Below are 26,380 nucleotides of genomic sequence, written 5' to 3' on the forward strand. Positions count from 1 at the left end.
GAAAAAGCGGGTCACAATCCCCCGGTCATGGCGGCCCGGGCCGCCGCCGGATCCGTGGGGATGTTCACCACGCAGCGGAAGCCCAGGGTCAGCGCTTTCTGCGCGTAGGCGCTCGTGCCCCGCATGGTCCAGGGCCGGGGCGGCTCGTTGGCGTTGCCGCCGCGAATGACCATCATGGTCTGGAAGGTGGGTGACTCACCCTCCCCCAGGGGGGACTGTGCGCTGCGGGTCCACTCGGACACGTTGCCGACCATGTCGTAGCAACCGAAGCCCGAAAGATCGCTCTTGAACTCGCCCACGGGCGCCGTCCAGAAGGGCGTCGCCGGATCAAAACGGACGTTGGCATCTTCGGGTTCCGGGTCGCCCTCCCAGGGATAACTGCTGCCGACGGGCGAATCGCCATAGGCCGCCCGTGCCCACTGGGCCTCGGTGGGGAGGTCGCTGCGATTCCAGGCCGCATAGGCCAGGGCGTCGACGCAGGTGACATTGCTGATGGGATGACGGGCAAGCTCGCTCTCCCGATCTTTGAACTCCGGCGGAAGGGACCAGTAGAGGGACTCGTCCACCACAAAGCGCTTGTATTGCTCCACCGTCACCTCGTGGGCATCGATGAGGAAGCCCCCCACGTCGACGGGGCCGCCGTCGAGCGTTATCGGGCCCGGCGGAACGAAAACCATTTCATCGCGGATGAGCAGCGGCGCAAGATAACACTGGGTAGCTTGGCCGGCGAGTTGCAGGGCGGCCGTCGAGTCGGTGGCGGCGCGCGCCGCGCTCCAGAATTCGTCGCCCAGTTCGGCGGCCCGGTTCAAGCCGGGGCGGGCGGTGCTTCGGGCCAGGGGCTGGAGTTGCTCCATGAGGGCACTATAGTCGTCCATGGTCGGAGCGCCGAGGGAAACACTCCCCGCGACCTCCACGGTGGGCGCGGGCTCGGCCAGGATCTTTTTGCGGCGTTCATCGGCCCGGGCGATACCCCAGAGGGCGAAGAGCACGGCGCCCGCCACGAGAAGTCCACCGGCGATCTTCCGGAGCGAGTAACTGCCGGCGGCGCGGTGGATGACGCTGGTCTTGCCGCCGGAGATGCCGGACTTGTTGATGTACTGCCGGAGGGGCTGGAAGGCCTGGCGCAGTTCGCTCGCACTCTGATAGCGATCCCGGGGGTCGGGTTCCACGCACTTGGCCACGATCTTGTCCAAGGCGGGGGGCACATCCTTCGTCACCTGTGAAGCGGGCTTGGGCACGCCGGTGGGCACCGTGCCGGTCAGAATTTCATAGAGCATCACGCCCACACTGTAGATATCCGCCCGGGCGTCGACATCGCGGCTGTTCCGGATCTGCTCCGGGGACATGTAGAAGGGGGTACCCATGACGATGGAGGCATTGGTCAGACGGGTGTTCGCCATGAGCTTGGAAATACCGAAGTCCATCAGCCGCACGCAGCCATCCTGGCCGATCATCACGTTCTCGGGCTTGATGTCCCGGTGGACCGTGAACTGGTGGGCATACTCCAGCGCGGAGCAAAGCTCGTCGAACACTTTCAAGGTCTGGGCGATGGGCAGGCGCTGCCCGGGTCCCAGGTTGTCCAGAATCTCGCGAAGGGACATGCCCTGGAGGTATTCCATGGAGATATAGAGGATTTTGCCGTCCTCGCCGATGTCGTGAACGCGCACAATGTTGGGGTGGGCCAGGCGTCGGGCGATTTTCGCTTCGTTATAGAAGCGCTCCAGTACCAGCTTGTCCTGGAGAAACTGGGGCAGCAGGGTCTTGAGGGCCACGTCTTCGCCCAGGGTGTTGTCGTGCACCTTGTAGATACAGCCCATGCCGCCCTGGCCGATGAGATTGAGCACGGTGTAGCGCCCGGCCACGACCTGGCCGCGGCGGAACTGAAGCTGACTCTTGCCCGGCTGCTGCGCTTCCTGGATGGCGGAGCGCGCCTCGATCCGGATCTTCGGGAGGCTGGCGCCGCACTGCTGGCAGCTTTCCTGCTGATCGGGATTCACATGGAAGCAATGGGGGCACTTGACTCTGGCCATGGGGCGGGGAAATTCTCCTGATTGGCATAGGGGCGGAAATATCGTTGCTGTGGACCACCGCCGTTATCCTACCGTCTGCCACGGGCAACTGCAAGCCGGGCGGCGGCGGGTTGCACCTGTATCTCTGCCGGCAGGGATGCCGGCGCTCCCAGTATGCCTGGATTTGTTGGAACACATGGTTGACACGGTATGATTGTGGTCATGTTGAAGGACCAACGACGAAAGGCCGGACTCGATGCGAATCCCATACTCCCTGCTCCTCCTTCTCGCCCTGGCACCGCTTTGTGCCTGGGCCGACACCCGGCCCAATATCCTTTTTATCCTCACCGACGACCAGGGCGCGTGGGCCATGGGCAACGAGAACAATCCCGACGCCGACACGCCGGGCATGGACCGCCTGGCTGCGGAGGGTGCGAAGTTCTCCAATTTCTATGTGACGACGCCGGTCTGCTCGCCGTCCCGCGCGGGCCTGCTGACGAGCCGCTACGGATCGGAGGTGGGCATTACCGACTGGATTTCACCGGCGAAGCGCCCGGACACGCGGGACGAGTCCCGACTGGGTCTGGAGCCGACGCTGCCCACCTGGGTGCGCGACCTGCGCGACGCCGGTTACAACACCGGACTCGTGGGCAAGTGGCACCAGGGCACACAGGACAGGTTTCTTCCGGTCCATTTCGGGTATGACTTCTTCTATGGCTTCCGCGAAGGCGGCGCCAAGGTTATCGATCCGATTCTGGAGCACGATGGCGTCGTGGCGGAGGAGAAAGGGCTGACCTCGGACCTCGTAACGGCCAGGGCGCTGAGCTTCATGCAACGGGCGGCGGACCGGGACGCACCCTTCATGCTCTCCCTCCATTTTCGCGAGCCCCACGCGCCCTGGACCCCCGTGGCGGAAGCGGATGCGGACCACGTGAAAGGTCGGGTGCTGACCCTGCCCAACCCCGACGTACCCAACCTGGACCGGGAGAAGATGGAGCAGTCCATGCGCGACTACCTGGCCAGTGTGGCGGGGGTGGATCGCAATCTCCGGCGCATCCTCCATCTGCTGGACGAGTACGGGCTGGCGAAGAACACCATTGTGATTTTCACGAGCGACCACGGCTACAACGTGGGTCACCATGGCGTGCTCCACAAGGGCAACGCCACCTGGCTCACGAAGGGCGGCGAACCCAGTGGGCGCCGGCCCAACATGTGGGACACCTCGCTGCGCGTTCCGGTTCTCGTGCGCTGGCCGGGCGTGGTCGCGCCCGGCTCGGTGGTGACGGAATGTGTTACCAACCTGGACTGGTACCCCACGCTCCTCGCCATGGCGGGCCAATCGCCGAAGGAGGGCGACCTGATTCACGGGCGCAATTTCCTGCCCCTGCTGAAGGGCGAGTCCATCCCCTGGAGCAACGAATTCTACGGCGAATACGCCATGCACCACGGCGCAGACGCGGACATGCGCATGTATCGCACGCCGGAATGGAAGCTCATGCGCGACTTTAGACGCCCCGGCATGGACGAACTTTACGACCTGAAAAACGACCCCGGCGAGACGAAGAACCTCATTGATGACCCGACTTATGAGACGATTCGTTGTGAACTGAGCGAAAAGCTGAATGCGCGGCATGCCGCGATTGCCGCGACCGCATTGAACGGGAATTGAGCGCGTGGCCGTGCAACTGTTGAGCAATTCCGAAGTCCCTCATGGGGAGGTCCACCATACCTTCAGGAATGTCTCGTGGAAGAGCCTGGCGATGGTGGTCATTGTGACGGCCGCGATTACGGGCTACACCGCCATTCCCAAGGGCGAACCCACGAGCCCCATCTACATCGCCATTCCCGGGCTGGTGACGGTCTTCTTCGGCGTGCTCCTGAGCCTCCGCTTCTTTCAGTGCCGCAGTCCACGCAACTGGCTGGTAAAGCTGACCGAAGCGGGCGTCTATGTGAACCTCCAGTCCGAAATCACCACGCCGGCCGCGGCGGGCGTGGCGGAGGTGCTCTTCATCCCGCGCGACACTGTGGAGAGCATCACCCGCGTTCGCGAGCTGCGCGTCCTGCCCCACCGGGGCGGTCAGTACAAGACCCACTACGCCTATTTCGACATTGCCGTGACCGAGCCGCTGCCCGAGGCCCTGCTCCTCGCCCTCGCCCGGATCCGGCGCAACCCGGTGCTCCGGGGCGGCACGGGCATCCGCCGCGACTTCCACAGCCCGGTCCGGATGGAAAATGGCCAGACCCTGCGCCTGGTCTGGGACTGGATAACACCGCGGGAAGACGACGCCGCGAAGATCTTCGCGGCGGAATACACACTGGGACCGAGGCGGAAGTTCAACGGACCGACCTGGTCCGCGCTGAGCCCGGAAGAGAAGGACCGCTACATCGACACCCTCTGGGAATGGGGTCACGTGGAGGACGCCGTCCACCTGAGCACCCTCGTCCGCAGTACGAGTGCGAGGACGGCGGCCCGATACCTGGCGGACCGGCTGGGGTAGGTTCGCGTGAGACGTTGTGAAAATACGGTCCAGCGGGAGCACGGACTTTCCAGTCCGTGATTATCGTGCGACTCCGTCGCACGATACGCGGGTAGGAAAACCCGCGCTCCCGATCGGCGACAGCTTGAGGAGACAACTCCCAACCTCTGAGAGTTGTCCCGCGCGGCCACATCCTCGCCCTCTGGAACCGGCCCCTCACGGGATGGCATAGTATGCATGCGGTGCCGTGCGCCGCGGGCATCGGTTTTTCCGGGGGACGAACAGCGAAGTTTTCATGATCCGTTTTATTCTTAAACGCCTGCTTACCTTTATCCCGGTGCTGCTGGCCATCATCACGTTGACCTTCTTTATGGTGCGCATCGCGCCGGGGGGGCCTTTTGACGATGAACGCCGGGTGCCGGAGGAGACCATGCGCCAGTTGGAGGCGGCTTACAACCTTGACGCACCCCTCTACCGCCAGTATCTCGATTACCTTGGCGGAGTGCTCCAGGGTGATCTGGGGCCCTCCTTCAAGAAGCCGAGCCGCACGGTGCGCGAGTGGATCCTGCTGCGCATTCCCGTTTCTCTGGAGCTGGGGGCCTACGGCCTGATCGTGGCCCTGTGCATCGGGCTGCCCGCCGGAATCATCGCGGCGACTCGACCCAATTCTCTCCGCGACTACGCGCCCATGTCCTTCGCGATGGCGGGCATCTGCCTGCCCAATTTCGTGCTCGGGCCATTGCTGGTACTCATCTTTGCCCTCTGGCTCGACTGGATGCCCGTGGCGGGCTGGGACCTGCCATCGGAAAAAATTTTACCATCCCTCACGCTCGGCGCGGTCTATGCCGCCTATGTGGCCCGGCTCACGCGCGGGGGCATGCTCGAAGTGATGGGGCAGGACTATATCCGCACCGCCCGCGCCAAGGGCTTGAGCGAAGTCGCCGTGGTGCTGAGGCACGGCCTGCGCGGCGGCATATTGCCCGTCGTGTCCTACCTGGGTCCGGCCACGGCGGGCCTCCTCACGGGCTCGTTCGTGGTGGAGAAGATCTTCCAGGTGCCCGGCCTCGGCCGCGAGTTCGTGGAGGCGGCCTTCAACCGGGACTACACGATGATCATGGGCACCGTGCTCGTTTATGCCACCCTGGTGCTCTTCCTCAATCTTGCGGCGGATGTGATCCACGCTCTCCTCGATCCCCGCGTGCGGATGTCCGCCCGATGAGCAGCGCGGCAATCCTGGACAACGCCGAAGCGGGCGTCTCCCTCTGGCAGGATGCCTGGCACCGCCTGCGGAAGAACAAGCTCGCCGTCATCAGCGCGGGTGTCCTCGTTTTTGTCGTGCTCTGCGCACTTGTCGGACCCTGGCTCTCGCCCTACACCTACGACCAGCAGGACACGGCGCTCTACGCCTCGGCCCCCTCGGCGAGCCATTGGTTTGGCACGGATCCCCTGGGCCGCGATCTATTGACGCGCACGCTCTATGGCGGCCGCATCTCGCTCCTCGTGGGCCTCGTGGCCACGCTCGTCTCGATGGTCATCGGCGTGACCTATGGCGCCATCGCGGGCTTCCTCAGCGGGCGCGTGGATCAGATCATGATGCGTCTGGTCGATGTGCTGTACGCCCTCCCCTTCACCATTTTTGTCATCATCCTGATGGTGGTTTTCGGCCGCAACATTTTCCTGCTTTTCATCGCCATTGGCGCGGTGGAGTGGCTTACCATGGCCCGCATCGTTCGCGGGCAGGTTATTTCCCTGCGGGAGAAAGAGTTCATCGAGGCGGCGCGGGTGATGGGCTTCACCGAGGCCCGGATCATCTTCCAGCACATCATCCCAAACACCCTCGGGCCGATCATCATTTATGTCACCCTCACCGTGCCCCAGGTCATGCTGCTGGAGGCCTTCCTCAGCTTTCTCGGCCTCGGCGTGCAACCCCCCATGAGCAGTTGGGGCCTCCTGATTCAGGAGGGCGTGGAGACGATGGAAGAGTTCCCCTGGATGCTCCTCTTCCCCAGCCTTGCGCTCTCGACCACCCTCTTCGCCCTGAATTTCCTGGGCGACGGTCTGCGGGACGCCCTCGACCCCAAAGCGTCGAAGGACTGACCCATGAGCCTGCTGGACGTACAAAATCTTCAGACCGCCTTCCACACCCGCGACGGTGTCATCCGCGCTGTGAATGGAATCTCTTACCGCCTGGAACCCGGCGAAACCCTCGGTATTGTGGGCGAATCGGGCTCGGGCAAGTCGGTGTCGCAGTACTCTCTTCTCGGACTCCTGCCCGTGCCCCCGGCACGGGTGGAATCCGGCACGGCGCACTTCGAAGGCATCGATCTACTCGCCGCAACGCCGGCGGCGCTGCGGAAGATACGCGGTGGCCGCATTTCGATGATTTTTCAGGACCCCATGACGGCGCTGAACCCGTACATGCGCGTGGGCAAGCAACTCATGGAGCCGTTGCTGCTCCATAGCAACATCTCAAAAGCCGAGGCCCGCATGCGGGCGATTCATGCGCTGGGCGAGGTGGGTATTCAGGATGCGGAAAGCGGCCTGAAGCGCTACCCCCACGAGTTTTCCGGCGGCATGCGCCAGCGCATCATGATTGCGATGGCCCTGATTACGCGGCCCGCCCTGCTAATCGCCGACGAACCCACCACGGCCCTGGACGTGACCGTGCAGGCCCAAATCCTTGCCCTCATCAAACAGCGCCAGCGCGATCTCGGCATGGCGGTGATCATGATCACCCACGACCTCGGCGTCATCGCGGCCACCTGCAATCGCGTACTGGTCATGTATGCCGGGCGCATTGTGGAGTCGGCGACCCGCGAGGTGCTCTTCAGCAAACCCGCCCACCCCTACACGAAAGCGCTCATGGCTTCCATGCCCGCCCTGCACCAGTCCGGCGATGCGCTCTACACCATTCCCGGCATGCCGCCCGACATGGGCCGGGAAATCAAGGGCTGCGCCTTCGCGCCGCGCTGCGAGTTTGCGCAGGACGCGTGCCGCACCGGAGCAATGAAGCTGGCCGAAGCGCAGCCGGGCCAGGAGACTGCGTGCATTCGCGTGCAGACCGGGGAGGTGGCGTTGTGATTCCGCGCACAAAAGAGCACTACGGTCGTGCCACGCGATCCGGCAACGCCGGTTCGTGTGCCATAAGCCTCGTGGACTTGGGACATTGGAGCAGGCCGTGTCCGAGCGGCGGAATTGAGTCTCAACCACTCGCCCAAACACCCCTTTTGTTGTTCTGGTTTGACCTCGAAACGGGCACACGAACCGGCGTTGCCGGATCGCGTGGCACGTTTCCAATTTCTTTTGAATACGCCGAGGCCACATCATGAATAACGATTGCCTCCTTCGCATCGACAACCTCAAGACCCACTACCCCATCACTTCGGGTCCCTTCTTCAATCGCAAGGTCGAGTGGCTGCGCGCCGTGGACGGCGTAAGCCTGGAATTGAAAGAGGGCGAGATCCTGGGCCTCGTGGGCGAATCCGGCTGCGGCAAGTCAACGCTGGCGCGCACGATCATGCAACTCGTCAAGCCCGTTTCCGGCGCCATTACCTTCAACGGCAAGAACCTTACTTCCTACGGCAAGGAAGAGCTCCGACGCGCCCGGCCCGAATTCCAGATGATCTTCCAGGACCCCTATGCATCGCTGAACCCCCGCAAGACGGTCTATGACACGTTGGCCGAACCCATGATCGCCCACGACCTCATCGACCGCGACGGCGTGCCCCATGAAGTCGGACGCCTCATGGAAAAGGTGGGTCTGGCGAAACGATTTGTGCGCAAGTATCCTCACGAGTTTTCGGGCGGTCAGCGCCAGCGCATCGCCATCGCCCGGGCGCTCGCATTGAAGCCCCGCCTCATCCTGGCCGACGAACCCGTCTCCGCGCTGGACGTTTCCGTGCAGGCCCAGATCCTGAATCTCTTGCGCGAACTCTGCATCGAAGAGCGCCTGGCGATGATTCTTATATCCCACGATCTCGCCGTGGTGAAGCACATGGCCCGGCGCATCGCCGTCATGTACCTGGGCAAAATTGTGGAACAGGGCCCCGCCGCCGAAGTCTTCAACAACCCGCGCCACCCCTACACCCGTGCGCTCCTGGGGGCCATCCTCCGGCCCACCGCCGGGGCCGCCGCCCAGCTCGAGAACCTGATGCTCCAGGGCGATCCCCCCTCGCCCCTGCACCCGCCCGCGGGCTGCGCCTTCCACCCCCGCTGCCCCTGGGCGACCCCGGCATGCAGTCAGGCCACACCGCCGCTGGTGGCCTGTGGCGAGGGGCGCGTTGCGGCCTGCATGCGATTGGACGCGATGTAGGGACAGCGTCGCCCCGTGACCGAGAGTCGGAAAAAGCACTGCAGGTCCAAGAAAATTCCAGTTCGGCAGATGCCCCGTAGAGAACTTCGAGATTCCGAAACTCGTGGCGACGCTGTCCCTACGGTGTCAGCGCCTCGGGCAACTCGCCGCCGAAGTAGATCATGAGATCCCGCCCCTCCGCCTTGGACTTTGCGATGCTCAGCACCCTTCGCTCCGCGTTCACCTTTTGTGAATCGGCAAAATCCTGGGCCGCGCTCGCATCGTCAAATACTTCGATCACGATGTTGTCGTAGACGCGATACTTCGTGCGGAGCTCCTGAGCCAGGGCCACAACATCGTCCCGAGTGCTTCCCGCGGGCACGAGACCCGCCACGCCAATCAGCGTGGACGCCGTGCCGCCCAGCTCCGCAACGGCCTCGGGACTGCGCCCCCATTCGTCCACCACGGTAAACTTAAATTCCTCTGCCGGCACGGCGGGCAACTGGGCCGCCGCCAGGTCCTCCAGGGACATTTCCGGCTTCGCCTCCGTTGCGGCGCCTGGTTCGGGCTGGGGAAGGCGGGCTCGCGCCGGCTCATCGGGCTTGGGCACCACGGGACCGACCGGTTGCTCGCCCCGCAACGTTGCTTTCAGGTCGCGCACCTCCGCCTCCAGCGCGGTGACCCGATTCACCATGCCCTCTTCGATGAGCTCGCGCAGGAGACGGATCTCCTGTTGCAGGCGCATCATCTCCATGGCTTCGATGGAGTGGGTGGGCGAAAGCACGGGCATCTTTTCTTCCTGGACCGTCGCCGCATTGGCCCCATCTGAGGCCGGTTCGGCTTCGCGCAACGTAAAATTCACCTGCTCCGCCGCCCAGTCGATCGCTTCGATACCAGTACGCACCGGCGGCGCTTCCTCGTCCTGAGCCGGAGCGGGACACGCCGCCACGAGCAAAAGGGCGGTTAGAAGCATATTTCCTGCAAATATTTTCATCTTTGGTCCTGTTGGTCCATCGGGTATCCATCACCTTCAGTATAACAACGATCCCGAAACGGAAATGCATGACAGCACCCCGGCTCCGGTGCGCTCCCATCGCCGAATACCGTCTCGAAGCGGAAGTCGCCTCCGGCGAGGTCCAGTGTGATCAGCTTCGCGCCCTTTCTTACGTCGTCGCCATAGCCCCCGTAACCCGTGGAGCGACCATAGGCGAAGACCACACCGTCTTCTTCAAACCAGCAGTCGTTCCGGTGGCTGTGGCCGCAGAAACAGGCCCGCACATTGGCCGCCGACAAAATCAGATCCGCGCCGGTGTCCCCTTCGTCTCCCCAGGCGAGCACCTCCTCCATGGCGATTCCATGAACGCGCCCCGCGTCGATGGCCCGCTGATAGCGCATGAGGGGGATGTGAAAAAATACGATGGCGGGCAGCACACGTTTCCGCGTTTCGGCCAGGGCCCTGGACTGTGAGAGCAGCCAAGCCAGATCGCCGGGAAGCCGCCATTTATCGCGGGAGTTGACGAAAAGGAGGTCCCAGGCGGTTTCACCAGACGCCCCGCGCACTTCGAGATGACACTCGCCCCGTGGGGTGGACTCGGGGGCCGCGTAGCCCGGCGTGGCGCATATACGCGCCTGGGCCCGGGCAAAATCGGTGGCGTAATCGTGATTGCCCCAGGTGAATGCCCAGGGCGTCTCCAGCGAGGCCAGGAAATCCAGCTCCCGGGTCATCCACATACCGGCGGTCTCGGGTCGTGCGTCACCACACCAGATATCGCCCGTCACCGCGAGAAAATGGGGACGGTACCGCGCCACCATCGCACGGACATCCGCGCGGGTCCGCTCGTTTTCATATTCGCTCACGTCGGCGTGAAAATCGGTCAGTTGGAGGATGCGGAAGGCGCGGCCGTCTCCGGTGAGCGTGGGATTCTCCACCCTCACGCGGGCGAGACCCCGGATGGTGGCGCAATCCGCTTTACAACACACAGCCCGGCGACGTTGACGACCTCGACGAATTCGGTGGACGTTTGCAGCAGTTCCTGATAGAAGCGGGTGACCCCTTCCCAATCGCCAATGTCGTGGAATGCGATCAGGCCGCCCAGTACGACATGGGGAGACCACAGACTAAAGTCGAGTTGCGATGCTTCGTAAGAGTGGTCGGCGTCGATAAAGAGAAGTCGTATAGGGCCACTCCAACGTTCCGCGGCCTCCTGCGAGCTGGCCCTGACGGGTATGACGTGGTCCTCCACTCCGAAATTGCGGATGTTCTCTTCGAACTTGTGAAAGGTGGTGCCTTGCTCCACCAGGGCTCTCACTTCGTGTTGGGCGTTCTCCTGGTGCTCCGGAGACCCGGCGAAGTGGTCCACGGCGTAGACCTTTTCGCGCTGCGCGTTTTTCGAGCCGGTGGCAAGCCAGCAGGTGGACTTGCCCATGAAGCTTCCGATCTCCACAATCGCGCCGCAGCCCGGCCCCTCTTCGGCCAGGAGCATGAGGGTATAGCCCTGAATGTCGATGAGGTAGCCGTCGATCGATTTGATGCGTTCGCCCAGGTTCGCATAGTTGAGCGCGGTTTTCAGTTTGAAGAGAAAGCTGTCGATCTCCATGCCGGGTTGGGCCCTTTCATTTCACGTCGGTTTCGACCTGCTTAACTTCTGAGAGAACCGTCTTTTCGGCCCACGAGAAACATCTGTCCGCCCATGAAATAATGGGCCGGGGGAAACATCAGGTAGAGTTTGACCAGCCAGGGCCAGCGTGGATAGCGGCTCTTGGTGGTATAGGGCAGAAAACGGGTGCGCACTTCCTCCAGCACGAAGCCGTTGGACTGGAGCGATTCGGCCATGCCCTTTTCGGTGAGGGGCAGGCTGTGATCGGAGTAGTCGTAGAAGCGCTCTTTAACCACGCGGATATTCGGCTGCATCACGATGATCCTGCCGGCCGGCCGCAACACGCGATACGCTTCCGCCAGACAATCGTACAGGTACTGGCGATCGGGGAGGTGCTCAAACACGTTGCTGACCATGATGCGATCAATGCTGTCATCCGGCACCTGCTTCAATCCATCGACCAGCTCGGCCACGATGCACTCCACGGAATCCGCCGCATGGCCCGTCACGTCGGGGTTATGATCGATGGCGTATTTCTTCGCCGAGACGATGTTATTGATGAATTCGCAGGCGCCCGCCCCCAGATCGAGGGTGGTGGAGTCGGCGGGGATGTAGCGGGCGAACCAGTGTTCGCAGAGCACCTGCCACAGTTCGATGCGGCCGCCCATCTCTTCCTCGCCGAAGCGGGTGCGGTAAATCTTCCGGTCTATGGTCAATGCGTCCTCACACTTCACCGTGGCGCTGTATCGCGGGCCGCATGCCCGAGCCTGCGGCCCACGGGCGGTATTATACCGGCGCGCCGCACGGGCCGGTAGTTTGTTGACCCCGTAACCGGGCCTGCCCCATGATAGCGCCTTTCCACCGTGCCGCACCGGGAATCTGATCCATGACCCTCGAACACTTTCGCAAGCCTTTCACGCAGCGCCCCTGTCTGACGGGGGCCATGCTCTGGACGGTCTTCTCGCTGTTGGCAGTCCTCCTGCGCGGCGTGCGCTGGGACGAGAACTACGAGTTCGCTCAGGTGATTTTGGGTCAGATCCCCTACCCTGAAGGGCATCCCCTCTTCCAGTACGTCCACGGTTTTTACAGTCTCCAGACCTACAGCCTGGCCGCCCTCATGTATTTCTTCCCCGAGCCCCTGCTCCCAAATCTGCTGCGGAACTGGGCCTTTCTCGCCGCTTCGACGGTGCCCGTGTATCTGTTGGGCACCCTTTTCGCGCGGCGGCAACTGGTCGGCCACGTGGCGGTGATTTTCGTGCTGCTGCAGATCCATACCAGCTTCTACAGCACCTACCCCGTGCTCGTCTGGCCCATGATTTTCTCCAACGGCGCCATCGGACTCGGCTATATGCTGCTGGCCCTCTGGGCCCTGCTGGATCGGCGCTACCGCCTCGCCGGGCTGCTGCTGGGCCTTGCGCCCGCCGTCCACCTCGGCCAGTTTCCGCCACTTCTGATCATTGGCGCGCTTCAGGTCCTGTGGCTCCTGCGGAAAGGTCAGACCCGCGATGTGCTCACCCTGATTCGGTTTGCCATACCTGGCCTCGCGGCTTCGGTTCTTTTTGCCCTCTTTTTGCGCGGGTTCGCCGTAGCCCCGCCGGTGGACGGCCCCTATTTCAGTCCCGTAGCGCCGGAGTTGCTGTGGCGCACCTTCATGGAGCGCTATGCCGGCCACCGCGCCATCCCCTGGACCACGGGCCACATCGTGCTGGTGGGGGCGGTGCTGCTGGCCGTTGGCCTGTTGGCTGTCCGCCGCAGCGGCGCCGGGCGTTCGAATACGCCCCAGGGACCGCTGCTGGAGAGTCCCTGGACCTGGGGCCTGCTCTATTGCGCCATCGCTTCGATCCTGGTTTGGTCCATCATGGCGGTCCACTATGTCATGGGACCCGACATCCCCTATGTGCTCGTGGGCTGGCTGCCCTATCGCCTCATGAACCATGTGGCCCCCGTTTTGATTCCGCTGCTGGTGGCCATTGGCTATACCCGCGAGGACCGCATGCCCGCTTGGATTAGCGCCGCGTTGCTGGCCGCGCTTCTCACCCCGCTGGCCGATCTCGCGATGGAGCGCGAAATGATCGCCAAGTATCTCGACAATGGAGAATATCTCTTCTTCTACCTCTTCGGCGGAACGATGGGCACCGGTTTACTGCTCGCCTGCCGTCAGAGGGCCGTTCCAGCAATGGCGGCTATTGTTGCGTCCGCCGCCGTGCTCGGGCTTCTCGCGGTCTTTCACCAGTATGGCGCCGCATGCACGCTGGCGGGCGTGCTCGCGGCCTGCGTGCCCCTTCCCGGCGCGGTCACCCCGCGCGCGCTCCGCTTTGTCGGGGCGGGGCTGGCCTGCCTGATCCTGCTGGCCCTCGTGGCCCGGGAGGTCGAGGCCCGCAACCATCTCTATCGAAGTGATTTCCATCAAGCGGTGGCCGAGGTCATGGAACGAGAGGGCAAACCGCAGGGGATGATTCTGGTCCAGCACGATCAGGCGGGGGATCAGATGCAGTTTGGCCATCCGGTCATGGCGGATATGGCCACCATGCTGCATGGCGTCTACCGCCCGGCCATCGCGCCCTCCGTCAATGCGATCTTTCAAGACTTCTACGGCGTCTATCTCGATCCCGCGGCGCCCCGGCCCGAGCCGCCTCTGGCGTGGCATGAGGTGTGGCCTTCCTTTTCGCTGGAGACCTGGCAGCGGCTCTCGGTGAAATATGGCGTAGAGTATGTGGCCGCGCCGTCCTTCATGCGCCTGCCGCTGGAGATGCTGGTCCGAGGCGACCAGCGCAATTTCTACCACATCCCACCGGCGGACCATTGAACTGTAACGCGGACGAAGGCTACCATCGCGCATGCACACCACCACACCGCAACATCGCGCCTTGATCGCCCATCCCCTTCTTTTTGGGCTCTTCCCGGTGTTTTCATTGCTCTCGGCCAACCTGGTCTGGGCGGCGCCGACGGAAGCCCTGCTGCCTGCCGGTGCGGTCCTGATCATCGGGGGCATCTTGTGGCTCGTTTTGTGGCCCGTGTTGCCCGACCGGCACAAGCGCGGCCTGGTGGTCTCGCTCTTCTGGCTGCCCTTCTATGCGTATGGCGCCGTGGTGGATTTTATCCGCGCCCAATTCGATTTCCACGACATGCTCAGCCCCGCCCAGACTGTCGGGGCCGCAGCGGTCTTGTTGCTCATCGCCGCCGCGCTGCTCTACCTGCTGCGGCGCACTTCCCGGCCCTTTGTACGCGTAACAGCTTTTCTGAATCGCCTCTCCACCTTCATGCTGGCGGTCGCGCTGCTTTCCTGCGTTGTCGCGGTGGCCCGGGGCTTCAATACCCGCGCTCAGGCCGCCGCCGTGCCCGTGCGCCTCAATCCGGAGCAGCGTGCCCAGCTTCCCAATATCTACTTTATCCTCTGCGATGCCTACCCGCGGGCGGATTATCTCCGGGATTATTTTGAGTTCGAAAATACTCCTTTTCTGGGCCAACTGCGGGAACGGGGTTTCTACGTGGCCGATCGAAGCCGCTCCAACTACTGCCACACCCTGCCGTCCCTGGCCTCCACGCTGAATCTCGACTTCCTGGACCCGGCCATCGTTCCCCGGCAGTTCAGCGAGAACTATCCCCTCCTCATTCCCCTGGTGCGCGACAACCTCGTGGTGCGCACACTGCGGGCCCACGACTACGAGTTCGTCGCCATCGCCTCGGGGCTGTTTCCCACGAAGATGGAGGATGCCGACCGCTTCATCCGCCCCGGCGCCTTCAACAACACGGAGTATCAGCAGAACCTTATCGACATGACGCCCGTGCGCTCCATCATGAACCGCATGGACCAGTTGCTGTGGTATCAGCTCGTGCCCTTCACGCTGGACACGCTCGCGGGCCTGCGCCGGGAGGGACGGCCCATGTTTGTTTTTGCTCACCTCCTGGCGCCCCACCTGCCCCACGCCTACGACAAGGATGGAAACTTTGTGGATACCTTTCCGCCGTACAAGGAGGGCTGGCGCACGGTCACAACGTACTTGAACAAGCGCCTGATCGAAGTGGTGGACGAGATCCGAACGAACGAGCCCAACTCCATCATTGTCATCCAGGGCGATCACGGCAGCAACACGGCCCTTCAGAGCCCCGAGGAGTACGCGGCTAATCCCTGGCGAGGCGAGTGGCGCGACTACGTGCGCGATCGCAGCGCCAATCTGCTCTCGGTCTACGTGCCGGAAAGAGATCCCGCGACACTGTTCTATCCCGAGATGACCCCGGTTAATTTGTTCCGGATTCTTTTCGACACCTTCCTCCAGACGGACTACGGAAAACTCGACGACGTCACCTGGATCACGCCTCAGAACTCGCGGGAGCTGCTGAAAGTGACGGAGGTTTACTGATCCATGAGTTCCTCCCCTTCCCCATCCTCCCGGACCCTGGTTCTTCATCCCATTTTTCTGGGACTTTTCCCCCTCTTTTCGCTCCTGTCGGCCAACATGGCCTGGGCGGGCCTCGGCGAGGTGCTCCTGCCCGCCGGGGTTGTCCTCGCGGTCGCGGCGGTGTTGTGGATCACCCTGTGGCCCCTCGTGCCTCAGCCCCACAAGCGGGGTCTGGTGGTCTCGCTGTTCTGGCTGCCTTTCTTCGGCTACAGCACCATCGTGGATTCGCTCCGCGCGCTCCTGGGCTATCGGGAAATGCTCGGCGTGGGAGCACTGGCGGCGGTGGCCCTCCTCGCGGCGGCGCTCGGGCTCGCATTCATAGCGATGCTGCGCCGGGCCCCCTGGGAGCTTGTCGGCGCGACGAAATTCCTGAACCGTATTTCGGGGCTGGCTCTCGCGGTGGCCCTGCTTTCCTGCGCCATGAGCTACGCGCGCCAGGCCCCTTCTCCTTCGATGGAGCCCGCAACGGCGATGGCGGCCGTTCCGCCGGACGCGGATGCGCTGCCCAATATCTACTTCATCGTCTGCGACTCCTATCCCCGGGCGGACTATCTGAAATCGTATTTCGACATGGACAACACGCCATTCCTGAATGCCCTCCGGGAACGGGGCTTCTACATCGCGGAGCGGAGCCGCTCCAACTATCCCAACACCATGCCGTCGCTGTCGTCCACCTTGAATCTCGAGTATCTCGACAACGCCCTGGCCCCCGGCGGCTGGGATGAGTACTACCCGGAACTGATCCCCCGGATGAAGGACAATCTCGTGGTGCGCACGCTGCGCGCACGGGGCTACGAGTATGTCGCCATCGCCACGGGACTCTTTCCCACGGATATGACCGGGGCCGACCGCTACATTCACCCGGGCGACAAACCGTATACGGAGTATCAGCAGCGCCTGATAGAAATCACACCCGTCCGGTCCATCTTCAATCGCATGAAAAAACCCCACCACCACCGCCTCGCCCCGTTCGTTTTTGACACGCTGGAGGGCCTGCGGCGAAACGAACGGCCCATGTTTGTCTTCGCCCACGTGCTGCTGCCCCACCTGCCCCACGGCTACGACGCCGAGGGCAACATACGGCTGGACTATCCGCCCTACAAGGAGGGTTGGCGCCAGATGACGGATCTTGTGAATCGTCGCCTCACGGAAATCGTGGACAGCATCCAGCGCCACGAGCCCAACTCGATCATCATCATCGAAGGCGATCACGGCCCCCGGACTTCCTGGCAGGACGCAAACACGATGGACCTGCTGCCCTGGAAGGGCACCTGGGAAGAGTACATCCGCGATCGCAGCGCCAATCTGAGCACCTATTATTTTCCGGATCGCCAGTATGAGGGATTGCTCTACCCGGAGATTACGCCGGTGAACACCTTTCGTGTGATTTTCAACAAGTACTTCGGCGGGAACTACGAGATGCTCGAAGACGTCACCTACCTGTCCCCCCAGGGAAGTGCGGAGATCATCCGGGTCGACACGGTGCATTGATTCGGTGGCCCACACAACGTTACCATCCGCCATGACCGAACAGCCCCCCAACCGAAGCCGCGCCCTTATCCTGCACCCCTTTTTCTTCGGGCTTTTCCCCCTCTTTTCCCTGCTCTCGGCCAACATGGTCTGGGCGGGCTTTAACGAAGTATGGCTGCCCGCCGCCGTGGTGATCGCAGCCACGACCCTGCTTTGGCTGGCCCTCTGGCCACTCCTGCCGCAACCGCACAAGCGGGGACTGGCCCTCTCCCTGTTCTGGCTGCCCTTCTACGGCTATAGCCTCGTGGTCGATACCCTTCGGGACTTCTTCAGCTTCCGCGAACTCCTCAGTCCCGGCGCCGTGGCGGCTATCGCGGTCGCGACCGCGCTGATCGCCGCAGGCGCGCTCTGGGGACTCCGGAAGTCGCCCTGGTCTTTCAAGGGCGTCACCACGGCCCTGAACCGCATTTCCGCTTTGATCCTGTTGGTCGCGCTGGCTTCCTGCGCCGTCGCGCTCGTGCGTCAGTCCCAGGCGCAACCTAGCGTGGCCATGCCGGTCCCGGCGGACAAGGCGTTGGACCCCGCAGCCCTGCCGAACATCTATTTCATCGTGGCGGATTCATATCCCCGGTCGGACTATCTGAAGTCGTATTTCGACATCGACAACACGCCCTTCCTTGATCAGCTTCGCGCGCGGGGCTTCTACATCGCAGAGCGGAGCCGCTCCAATTATCCCAACACGCTGCCCTCGCTCGCGTCCACCCTCAACATGGACTATCTAGACAACGCCATCGCCACGGAAGGCTGGGAGGACGCGCGCTACCCTTCCCTCCTCTCCCAGATTCGGGGCAATAGGGTGGTGCCCATGCTCCGGTCCGTCGGCTACGAGTTCGTGGCCATCGCCTCCGGCGTCTTCCCCACGGAACTGGGCGAGGCGGACCGCTTTATCCATCCGGGCGGCTGGCGGCCCACGGAATATCACCAGCAGTTGATCGACGCCACCCCGATTCGCTCCGTCCTCAACCGGATGAAAAAGAAGCGATTCCACCACCGGGTCCCCTTCGTGTTTGACACGCTCGAAACCGTGCGGCGGGAAGACAAGCCCATGTTCGTCTTCGCCCACCTCATGGCGCCCCACCTGCCCCACGCCTACGATGTGGACGGCAATGTGCTGCTGGAGTTTCCGCCCTACAAGCCAGGCTGGCGGCAGATGACAGACTTCGTGAACCGGCGGCTCATTGCGGTGGTGGACGCTATTCAAAAGCACGAACCGAACTCCGTCATCATCATCGAGGGTGATCACGGTCCCCGGACCACCTGGCAGAGCACCTTTTCCAACGAACTGCTGCCCTGGGAAGGCCCCTGGGAAGAGTACGTCCGCGATCGCTGCGCCAACCTGAGCACCTTCTACTTTCCCGACCGGCAGTATGATGGCCTCCTCTACCCGGAGATCACGCCCGTGAATTCTTTCCGCGTCATCTTCAACAAGTTTTTCGGTACACAATTCGACCTCCTCGAAGATGTGACGTACCTGTCGCCACAACACAGCACCGAGATTGTGCGCGTGGAAGAAATGTATTGATGTCGCTAAAAATTGCGGGACTGAACTACGGCAATTAATCTCAGGCGCAGATAAGAAGAGTTCGTATGACAGGATGCGATAGGATTCGAGTTTATTCGGAGGCCGCGCGCTCAACGCTTTCACGCAACTTGGCGTAATTCGACTCTATCGGTCCGAGCTTTCGCAATGAGGAAAGCGCTATTCGCCTTTGAGCGAAAACCTGTTGATCGAGTACGCGCGCCGACAAGACAAAAAATGTCCATTGCTCCATCTGGGTCGGATCAATGGTGGTCTTGTCTTGATGATGCAAGAGGCAAAACACGTAAACGTCCGCCGCGCGCCGTGCACATTCAGACACTTCATTGGTGGCTATGTTGTCCGGCCATTTGGGAGCTATATCAAAACTTATCGGCGAAAGGCGGCGCTGTGCCCATGATTGGCAATAGGCGGCGGATTTCACTTCTACTCGGACACCGTACGGCGTAGCGAGATCGCATGCGTCCCATTCGACTCGCACACCGCCTTTCAGTTCCAAGGCCTGGCCCACAATGAACTCTGCCAGCAGACCGCGCATTGAATTGCACACTAGATCAGATCCCATCCATCGCCAGAAGTCTAGGATTTCAAATTGCAGGTCTCCTGCCCCATTTGTGAACCTTTCCTGACCGGTCAATGCGGACACCTGAATGGCTGGAATTTGAGCACCCTTCACAATAACGCTCCCTCTGATTTTCTACCGGATCACGACTCGATTTTCATACGCAGTGTAAGATATGGAACGGCCCGGCGGTTTGCACCACCGGGCCGCGATCATTCGCTCAATCTCGTTACCCTAGAACTGAATCTTCAACGATTTGATCTCGTAGGGCGTGAAGTACAGGGCGGCCGTGTGGCCCTTGAACTTCACGGGCTTGTCGTTCTCTTCCATCATGTCGCACACCGCAATGGATTTCGGCGGGCGGGCGAAGGACAGAAGCACATCGCCGCGCTGGCCATAAGCCTCGTAGACGCGCACGATGAGCGCGTCGGAATCTTCCGCCTTCTTTACGGCGTCGATGATCACGTTGTCCGCGTCCATACTCGCGAAGGAGGCCGCCGCTTCGGCCGCGGCGCCCGATACCGCGATCAGCGGCACGTTGAGTTCGTAGCCCTGCTGCACGGTGCCATTGCGCCAATCGCCGTTGTGGGGATAGAGGCTGTAAACCATCGTGTGCTCGCCCTGATCCGCCTGGGGATCGGGGTGCACCGGGGCGCGCAGCAGGGACAGGCGCATGACATTGCCCTTGATGTCATAGCTGTACTTGCAGTCGTTGAGCAGACTCACGCCGTAGTTGCCTTCGGACAGATCGGCCCAGTGGTGGCCGGTGACCTCGAAGCGCGCGCGCTCGTGCTCTCGGCTCCCGTGGGTCGCCCGCTCGATGGTGCCGTACTGGATGTCGTAGGTCGCTTTCGAACTCAGGATGTCCACCGGGAAAGCCACCTTCATCAGCACGCGCTTCTCATGCCAGTCCACGTGGGTCTGCACATCCACCCGCTGGAGCAGGGCGTACAACGTGATGTCCTGCGTGATGGTGCTGTTTTCGGTCTTGCGCACCACGCGCACCACGGCGCGTACCGGGCCTTCTTCGATCACCTTGACGGACTCCGCCTTTCCCGGGGCCCACTGCTGTTCCTCGTCGAAGTTGTGGTCCATTTCCCAGGCGTCGTGATCGAAGGGACGGTCATCGAACAACTGGATGACGTTGCCCTTCTGGCCCTTGGCGAGTACTTCGCGGCCTTCGAGCTTGTCGTAGATACTGGTAAACTCGCCGTTGCCGTCGAGCTTGATAAGCAGGGTGTCGTTTTCCAGGGCCTTCGTGTTCACGTTCAACTCGGAAGGCTCGGCGGTCGACCCCTTTCCGCTTACAACATGAAACACGGCGTGGCCCAGGGGCGGCACATTGGCCGCCTCGAAGAGAATCCGGTCCTTGCCGATCTTCTGGCTGGGCGCCACCACGCCGTCGGGTCCGACCACATGGAAAGCGCCCTTGGGCAGGGCCACTTCGGCCTCCACCACATCGGTGCGAACCCAGGAGAGGGTGTTAAAGATGACCAGCGGGGTGCCGGGGCTTGCTTCGTTGCTCTTGCCCAGCACTTTGGGCAGCGCGGTCGCGCGCACGTCCAGCACGGTCTGAAGGGCCTTCGCATAGTCCTTCTCGGCGGTTGTGTACACTTCGGTGATCGACGAGCCGGGGAGGATATCGTGGAACTGATTGGTCAATAGCGTGCGCCAGGCCGTCCAGAGGGTGTCGTTGTCGTACTTGCCGCCGTTGAGGTGGGCGAGGGACGCGAGGAACTCCGTGTCGTGAAGCGCGATCTCGATCTTCCGGTTGAAGCGCTTCGTGCGGGCCTGGGTCACCTGGCAGGCGCGATGAAGTTCCAGATACAGCTCGTCGTTATATACGGGCAGGGCCTCGTCCGGGCACTGCTGCGCCATGCGGTCCAAGCTGTCCTGTGTGCGGCCGAATTCGCACTTGGGCACGCCAATGATGTTCTTCAGGCGTCGCCCGTGCTCGATCATCTCCGGCGTCGCGCCGCCGCCGCCATCGCCCCAGCCGAAGGGGAAGGGCAGCTCTTCGATCCTGTCGCGCTGCTTGAAAAGCTGCCATTGCTGGATGCAATCGGCGGGCACGGGATTGCCGTTGTAGTTGAGCGGCGGCATGCACGCGCGGATGCGGGTGCCGTCGATACCCTGCCACTGGAAGAGGCTGTAGGGGAATTTGGTGAACATGCTCCAGTCGATCTTCGTGGTGACAAAAGTGTCGATCTGGCACTGGCGCAGAATCTGGGGCAGGGACCACGGGTAACCGAAGGCGTCGGGCAGCCACGCGGTGCGCGAACGCATGCCAAATTCCTTCTGGAAGAAGCGGTTGCCGTAGAGAAACTGGCGGACCAGCGACTCGCCGTTGGGCATGTTGCTGTCCTGTTCGATCCAGGGCGCGCCGCAGGGCTCCCAGCGGCCTTCCTTCACGCGCTGCTTGATGCCCTTCCACACTTCGGGAAAGTGCTCCTTCACGTACATGTACAGTTCGGGCTGGCTGCACGAGAAGTGGTACTCCGGGTAGCGCTCCATGAGGCGCAGCACCGTGGAGAAGGTGCGACCGACTTTGCGGCGCGTCTCGCGCAGGGGCCAGAGCCACGCCGTGTCGATGTGGGAGTGGCCCACGAGAATAAGCTTGCCCATGCCGTGGCTGTTCTCGAAACGCTTGAGCTCTTTCTTGAGCCACGCGCTCGTCTTCGCGCAGGAGGCGTAGTAGGCCGGCGTGCCCACGTGCTGCAGGTCCACCATGCGGACCGCCTTTGCGATTACGTCAAAGAGCTGGCGCACGGGCGCATAGCCGGGGTCGAGCGCCTTGTAGGCCTTGAAGGGCACCAGGAGATCCCAATACACGTCCCACGCTTCCTGATGGAGCACCGCCATGTCGGCATATTCGAAGTGGTGCTCGATGTCCATCTTCGTGCTGGGCACGCCTTCCAGCGCGATCTCGAACTTTTCCCCGGCCTTGGCCTTCTTCGACAGCACGATCTCCTCGTGGAACTTGTCCAGACCCTGGTAGGGCTGGCCGTTGATATAGGCCAGAGCCTCGCCCGCCGCCGAAAGCATGGGCACGCCCCATTCGAAGTGGCCGCCCGAGTGGCGGATCAGCGCCACGACCTGCTGGCCGGCGAATTCTTTGGGAATTACCGCCGTCATGCGGAACCAGGTGGTCTGGTCGAAGCCGCCCCAGCGGTCCATGACCTTGAAAGGCTTCCAGCCGGACTTCGGCATGCGCTCCGGACCCAGACCCCGGCCGGTCACGCTGGCTTCAACCGGCCCGATGGGCCGGCGGTGGCTGTAGATGGTGGCCTGGATTTCCTTCAGCCGCGCATCAATCTGCTGGGTTTCAATATTGCGTTCGGCATCAAAATTGGGCATGGGAAAGCGCTTCCTTTCGGGGGAAATCGTTGTGAAGTCTGGGAAAGATGGTTGCGCGGGCGGCGGGTGCGGCACCCGGAACCGGGCGCTATTATACGGGCCCCCAAGCCCCAAAGAAAATGTTTTGCCAAGTTGCGGATATGTCCGCACATGGCAAGAGGGCGGCCTCGATTCGAGGCCGCCCTCTGCATTTTCCATTACCTGTGGTTACTGCTGCTTCGTAGCCTCAGTACCGTCGATAGCCAACTTTGCGCCATCCCAGGTGCCGGCGTAGGTGGTGCCCATAAGCTCCACCTTGATCACCCCTTCGGCAAGCGTGTACGGAACTTCCGTACCGCCCGGGAAGAGGGACTCCACCGCGCCACCTTTGAGCGACAACTTGTCGCCCTCAAGAAACGCAAGTTGGATATCCTTTCAGGCCCAGGTCGTACCGGTCAGCGGAGCGGCGGACGCGGAAGGAGCGGGCGCTTCGGCGGGCGCGGCGCCTTCAGCAGGAGCCGGCGCAGCTTCAGGAGCAGGCGCGGGCTCGGCAGCGGGGGCGGGCTCGGCGGCAGGCGCGGGCTCGGCGGCGGGCGCAGCGTCCTCTGCATCGCGGTCGGGACGATGTGAACCAGGGAGCGCAGCACCGCCGTCGCCATCAGGGGCGGGGGCGGGGGCACTGCAACCGGCCATAACGGTGATCATGACGAGGCTCAACAGGCTCAAAAGAATCTTGCTCATTTATTTACCCTTTCCAATTTTTTGCTGAGTTTGAACACACGGATCCGATCCGTGAGGGTAAATCCTATCACGTTGGAAAAATAATTCCAAGTTGTTGTCCCCCCGGCATTTGACTCGCTTTGGCATACCATAAGTTTCTAAAAAGTTCCATAGGGGTCTAAGTCTACTTTCAACAACACTTTCCGCCCTTTTTGACCCTCCAGAAAGGCCTCGCGCGCGCGGCGCGTGAGGGCGTTAAGTTTCACCGGACTTCTCGATAGCACCCCCAGATTCCAGCGGTAGTATTTGTTGACACGCTTCACCGCGGCGGGTGCGGGGCCCATCACCTCCATTCCCCGAAAGGCCTCGTCTCGCGTCAGCTCCCGGACAATTCTGTTCAAGGCCAGCGCACTCCGCTCGGCCAACTCCAGATCCTCGCTCTCCAGGGCAAAATTCACCAACCGCCGAAAGGGCGGATACTGGGCGCTCTCGCGGTGACCAATCTCCTGCTGGAAGAAGCCGGGATAGTCGTGGCTCGCCGCCGCCACGATGGCATAGTGCTTCGGGCGAAAGGTCTGGATGTACACTTCGCCCGCCAGTTCGCCCCGGCCCGCGCGACCCGCCACCTGGGTCAGCAATTGAAAGCCCTGCTCCGCCGCGCGGAAATCCGGGAGGGTCAGGCCCGTGTCCGCGTTCACCACGCCCACCAGGGTCACCCCGGGAAAGTCATGGCCCTTCGCCAGCATCTGGGTGCCGATGAGCACATCAATCTCGCGTTTGGCAAAGCGGCCCAATATCTTCGCATGCCCCCCCTTGCCCGAGGTGGTGTCCGCGTCCATCCGCGCCACCCGCGCCTTGGGAAAGGATCGCATGAGGTAGTCCTCCACCTTTTGCGTGCCCATGCCGAGATAGATAAGCGGATTGAAATGGCACTTGTCGCAGATCTCGGGTTTGGGCCGGGTCGCATCGCAATAATGACAGCGCAGGCGGCTGCCCTCGCTGTGATAGGTGAGGCTCACGTTGCAGTTCTCACACTCGGCCACCCAGCCACATTGGGGACACAGCACGAAGGGCGCGAAACCACGCCGATTCAACAGCAGGATAACCTGTTCTCCCGCGTCCACCTTCGCGTTGACCGCGTCTTCGAGCGTGCGCGACAGAATGATCTTGCCCGCGGTCTCTTTTGCTTCCGCGCGCATGTCGATGATGGATACTTTGGGAAGGGAGCCTACGGTGGCGCGCCTGGAGAGCTCGATCCGCTTCGATTTCCCGATCTCCGAGTTGTAATAGGACTCCACCGAGGGCGTGGCCGATCCCAGCACGCAGACCGCGCCGCTGTTGCGCGCGCGCATGATGGCCACATCCCGGGCATGGTAGCGCGGCGTCTCGCCCTGCTTGTAGGAGCTGTCGTGCTCTTCGTCCACGATCACGATGCCCAGATTGGGCAGGGGCGCAAATATCGCCGATCGCGCGCCCACTACAATTCGTACCTCGCCGCGTTGCGCGCGCCGCCATTCGTCGTAGCGCTCGCCCAGGCTCAGGCCGCTGTGGAGCACGGCGATCGTGTGTTCAAAGCGGGCTACAAAGCGCCCCACGGTCTGGGGCGTCAGCGAGATCTCGGGCACCAGGATGATGGCATCGCGGCCCAGCGCCAGCACCCGCTCGATGGCCTGCAGGTAAACCTCCGTCTTTCCGGAGCCGGTGATGCCCCGCAGCAGGAAGGTTTGAAAAGTCCCCGCCTCCACCGCGCCGACTATCTCGTGGTAGGCGGCCTGTTGCTCGTCGTTCAGCGGATATTTCTCCCGCGCCTGGTTCGCGGAGCCGGTCTCGGGCGCGCGATAGAGCTCCCGCGCCTCGATCCGGAGCAGCCCCTTCTTCTCCAGCGCGCGAATGGTGGAAAGGGGTGCGCCATGCTTGGCGCTCAAATCGCCCAGAGCCGTGGTCGCGCCCGAATGGAGCAGATCGAGGTAAACCGCCGCCTGCTTCGGCGCACGACGTTGCAGCGCTTCGAGCGCATCGTTGTCCAGCCGGTTTTCCGCGTGCAATGCGGCGTAATGCTCCTGCTTGATGGATACGCCCGCGTCCTGCAGGACCGGTTCCGCGAGAACGATTCCCCGGCGCACCAGGGCCGCCAGGGTATTGCTCAGGGCCGTGCGACCCGCCACCGCCGCGAGCTGGCCCTCGGTCAGCGTATCCCGCGAATACAGCGCGGCGATAATCTGTTTCTGGCGCTCGGTAAAACGGCCCGCGTTGATCATATCGGGCACGAGCCGGTACCGCATCCTGGTGCCGATCTTCAGGCCGCTCGGCACCGCGCACTGGAGCGCCTCGCCCCAGGAGCAGCAATAGTAATCCGCAATCCAGCGGCAGAGCGAGAGCATCTCCGGCGAGAAAACCGGGACCTCGTCCGGCAGATCGATCAGCGCCTTCACCGAAGGCACCGTCGGCTCCCCGACCAGCTTCACAATAAAACCCGTGTCGACGCGATTGCCCATGGGCACCACGGCCCGCATGCCCAGGGCCGCGCGCCGGCGCAGCGCAATGGGCACGGCATAGCAGAAGGTCCGGTCGAGCGGCAGGGGCAGCACGACCTCGGCGAATACGTCGCAATCGAGCGATGGGGTGGGATGAGTCATTGGAAGGGCTGGGCCTCGAAGAAAACAGCGTCAAGGCGCTCAGTATAAAGCAAGGCTGTGCGGGAAAACAGGCGCGCGCAGGAACAGCGTCGCCCCGTGACAATGGACGACGCTCTGAAAGTACTCGAGCGGCTGAACGAGAACCTCGCGACGGTCTTTGCCGACCCGAAAGTTTACCCCCCTGGCCCCCCGTAAACGGGGGAATCCTACTCATCAAAGCAACCTCCGGTTCCCCCCCGCTTGCGGGGGGGTAGGGGGGGTGTAACCCGACGCCCTTTTCATCCT

The 26,380-nt window shown here is 62.6% G+C and carries 19 protein-coding genes; 10 read left to right on the forward strand and 9 right to left on the reverse strand.

Features of this window, described 5'->3' with window-relative positions; all coding sequences use genetic code 11:
- Positions 1-11: 11 nt before the first annotated feature.
- The gene (locus tag JNK74_04145) at positions 12-2,030 is read right to left on the reverse strand and encodes an SUMF1/EgtB/PvdO family nonheme iron enzyme (protein MBL7645365.1); all 2,019 of its coding nucleotides are present in this window, start codon (positions 2,028-2,030) and stop codon (positions 12-14) included.
- A 235-nt stretch (positions 2,031-2,265) separates the two neighbouring features.
- Between JNK74_04145 and JNK74_04150 the strand changes: the two genes are divergently transcribed.
- From JNK74_04150 to JNK74_04175, 6 genes are all read left to right on the forward strand, one after another.
- Positions 2,266-3,678: a sulfatase-like hydrolase/transferase gene (locus JNK74_04150; protein ID MBL7645366.1), complete on the forward strand. Its 1,413-nt coding sequence runs from the start codon at positions 2,266-2,268 to the stop codon at positions 3,676-3,678.
- A 4-nt stretch (positions 3,679-3,682) separates the two neighbouring features.
- Entirely contained in the window at positions 3,683-4,507 is an 825-nt protein-coding gene (locus JNK74_04155) for a hypothetical protein (protein MBL7645367.1), read from the forward strand.
- A 274-nt stretch (positions 4,508-4,781) separates the two neighbouring features.
- Positions 4,782-5,705 carry an ABC transporter permease gene (locus tag JNK74_04160; protein ID MBL7645368.1) on the forward strand — a complete coding sequence of 308 codons (924 nt, stop codon included), beginning with the start codon at positions 4,782-4,784 and terminating at the stop codon, positions 5,703-5,705.
- Complete coding sequence (locus JNK74_04165) at positions 5,702-6,583, forward strand: ABC transporter permease subunit (GenBank protein MBL7645369.1); 882 nt, start codon at positions 5,702-5,704, stop codon at positions 6,581-6,583. The genes JNK74_04160 and JNK74_04165 overlap by 4 nt, the downstream gene beginning before the upstream one ends.
- 3 nt (positions 6,584-6,586) lie before the next feature.
- Complete coding sequence (locus JNK74_04170) at positions 6,587-7,567, forward strand: ABC transporter ATP-binding protein (GenBank protein ID MBL7645370.1); 981 nt, start codon at positions 6,587-6,589, stop codon at positions 7,565-7,567.
- Positions 7,568-7,811: 244 nt separating this feature from the next.
- The gene (locus JNK74_04175; GenBank protein ID MBL7645371.1) at positions 7,812-8,798 is read left to right on the forward strand and encodes an ATP-binding cassette domain-containing protein; all 987 of its coding nucleotides are present in this window, start codon (positions 7,812-7,814) and stop codon (positions 8,796-8,798) included.
- A 118-nt stretch (positions 8,799-8,916) separates the two neighbouring features.
- On the opposite strand, the gene JNK74_04180 is transcribed toward JNK74_04175, so the two are convergent.
- The 4 genes from JNK74_04180 to JNK74_04195 are packed head-to-tail and all read right to left on the reverse strand — an operon-like array spanning position 8,917 to position 12,090.
- Positions 8,917-9,750 carry a hypothetical protein gene (locus JNK74_04180; GenBank protein MBL7645372.1) on the reverse strand — a complete coding sequence of 278 codons (834 nt, stop codon included), beginning with the start codon at positions 9,748-9,750 and terminating at the stop codon, positions 8,917-8,919.
- A 17-nt stretch (positions 9,751-9,767) separates the two neighbouring features.
- On the reverse strand, positions 9,768-10,712 hold the full coding sequence (locus JNK74_04185) for a metallophosphoesterase (GenBank protein ID MBL7645373.1): 945 nt from the start codon (positions 10,710-10,712) through the stop codon (positions 9,768-9,770).
- Complete coding sequence (locus JNK74_04190) at positions 10,709-11,374, reverse strand: class I SAM-dependent methyltransferase (GenBank protein MBL7645374.1); 666 nt, start codon at positions 11,372-11,374, stop codon at positions 10,709-10,711. Before JNK74_04190 ends, JNK74_04185 begins: the two co-directional genes overlap by 4 nt.
- Before the next feature lie 41 nt (positions 11,375-11,415).
- Positions 11,416-12,090: a methyltransferase domain-containing protein gene (locus tag JNK74_04195; protein MBL7645375.1), complete on the reverse strand. Its 675-nt coding sequence runs from the start codon at positions 12,088-12,090 to the stop codon at positions 11,416-11,418.
- A 170-nt stretch (positions 12,091-12,260) separates the two neighbouring features.
- On the opposite strand from JNK74_04195, the gene JNK74_04200 reads away from it, so the two are divergent.
- Genes JNK74_04200 through JNK74_04215 form a run of 4 tightly spaced genes read left to right on the forward strand, consistent with a single transcriptional unit; the run spans position 12,261 to position 18,826 of the window.
- The gene (locus JNK74_04200) at positions 12,261-14,180 is read left to right on the forward strand and encodes a hypothetical protein (GenBank protein MBL7645376.1); all 1,920 of its coding nucleotides are present in this window, start codon (positions 12,261-12,263) and stop codon (positions 14,178-14,180) included.
- A gap of 31 nt (positions 14,181-14,211) precedes the next feature.
- Entirely contained in the window at positions 14,212-15,735 is a 1,524-nt protein-coding gene (locus tag JNK74_04205; protein MBL7645377.1) for a sulfatase-like hydrolase/transferase, read from the forward strand.
- A 3-nt stretch (positions 15,736-15,738) separates the two neighbouring features.
- Positions 15,739-17,265 carry a sulfatase-like hydrolase/transferase gene (locus tag JNK74_04210; protein ID MBL7645378.1) on the forward strand — a complete coding sequence of 509 codons (1,527 nt, stop codon included), beginning with the start codon at positions 15,739-15,741 and terminating at the stop codon, positions 17,263-17,265.
- Between the two features lie 31 nt (positions 17,266-17,296).
- A complete protein-coding gene (locus tag JNK74_04215; protein ID MBL7645379.1) occupies positions 17,297-18,826 on the forward strand; it encodes a sulfatase-like hydrolase/transferase in 1,530 nt (509 codons plus the stop codon).
- A 91-nt stretch (positions 18,827-18,917) separates the two neighbouring features.
- Here the strand turns inward: JNK74_04215 and JNK74_04220 are convergent, their stop codons facing one another.
- The 4 genes from JNK74_04220 to priA all read right to left on the reverse strand — a co-directional run bounded on the left by JNK74_04220 (position 18,918) and on the right by priA (position 26,095).
- A complete protein-coding gene (locus JNK74_04220; GenBank protein MBL7645380.1) occupies positions 18,918-19,502 on the reverse strand; it encodes a hypothetical protein in 585 nt (194 codons plus the stop codon).
- Positions 19,503-19,637: 135 nt separating this feature from the next.
- Positions 19,638-22,760 (reverse strand): alpha-mannosidase, encoded by a 3,123-nt coding sequence (locus JNK74_04225; GenBank protein MBL7645381.1) that lies wholly within the window; start codon positions 22,758-22,760, stop codon positions 19,638-19,640.
- A gap of 207 nt (positions 22,761-22,967) precedes the next feature.
- Positions 22,968-23,138, reverse strand: a complete 171-nt coding sequence (locus tag JNK74_04230) for a hypothetical protein (protein ID MBL7645382.1) — start codon at positions 23,136-23,138, stop codon at positions 22,968-22,970.
- 479 nt (positions 23,139-23,617) lie between these two features.
- Positions 23,618-26,095 carry a primosomal protein N' gene (gene priA, locus JNK74_04235; GenBank protein ID MBL7645383.1) on the reverse strand — a complete coding sequence of 826 codons (2,478 nt, stop codon included), beginning with the start codon at positions 26,093-26,095 and terminating at the stop codon, positions 23,618-23,620.
- Positions 26,096-26,380: the final 285 nt, after the last annotated feature.

The organism is Candidatus Hydrogenedentota bacterium (genome assembly GCA_016791475.1).
Taxonomy (GTDB): domain Bacteria; phylum Hydrogenedentota; class Hydrogenedentia; order Hydrogenedentales; family JAEUWI01; genus JAEUWI01.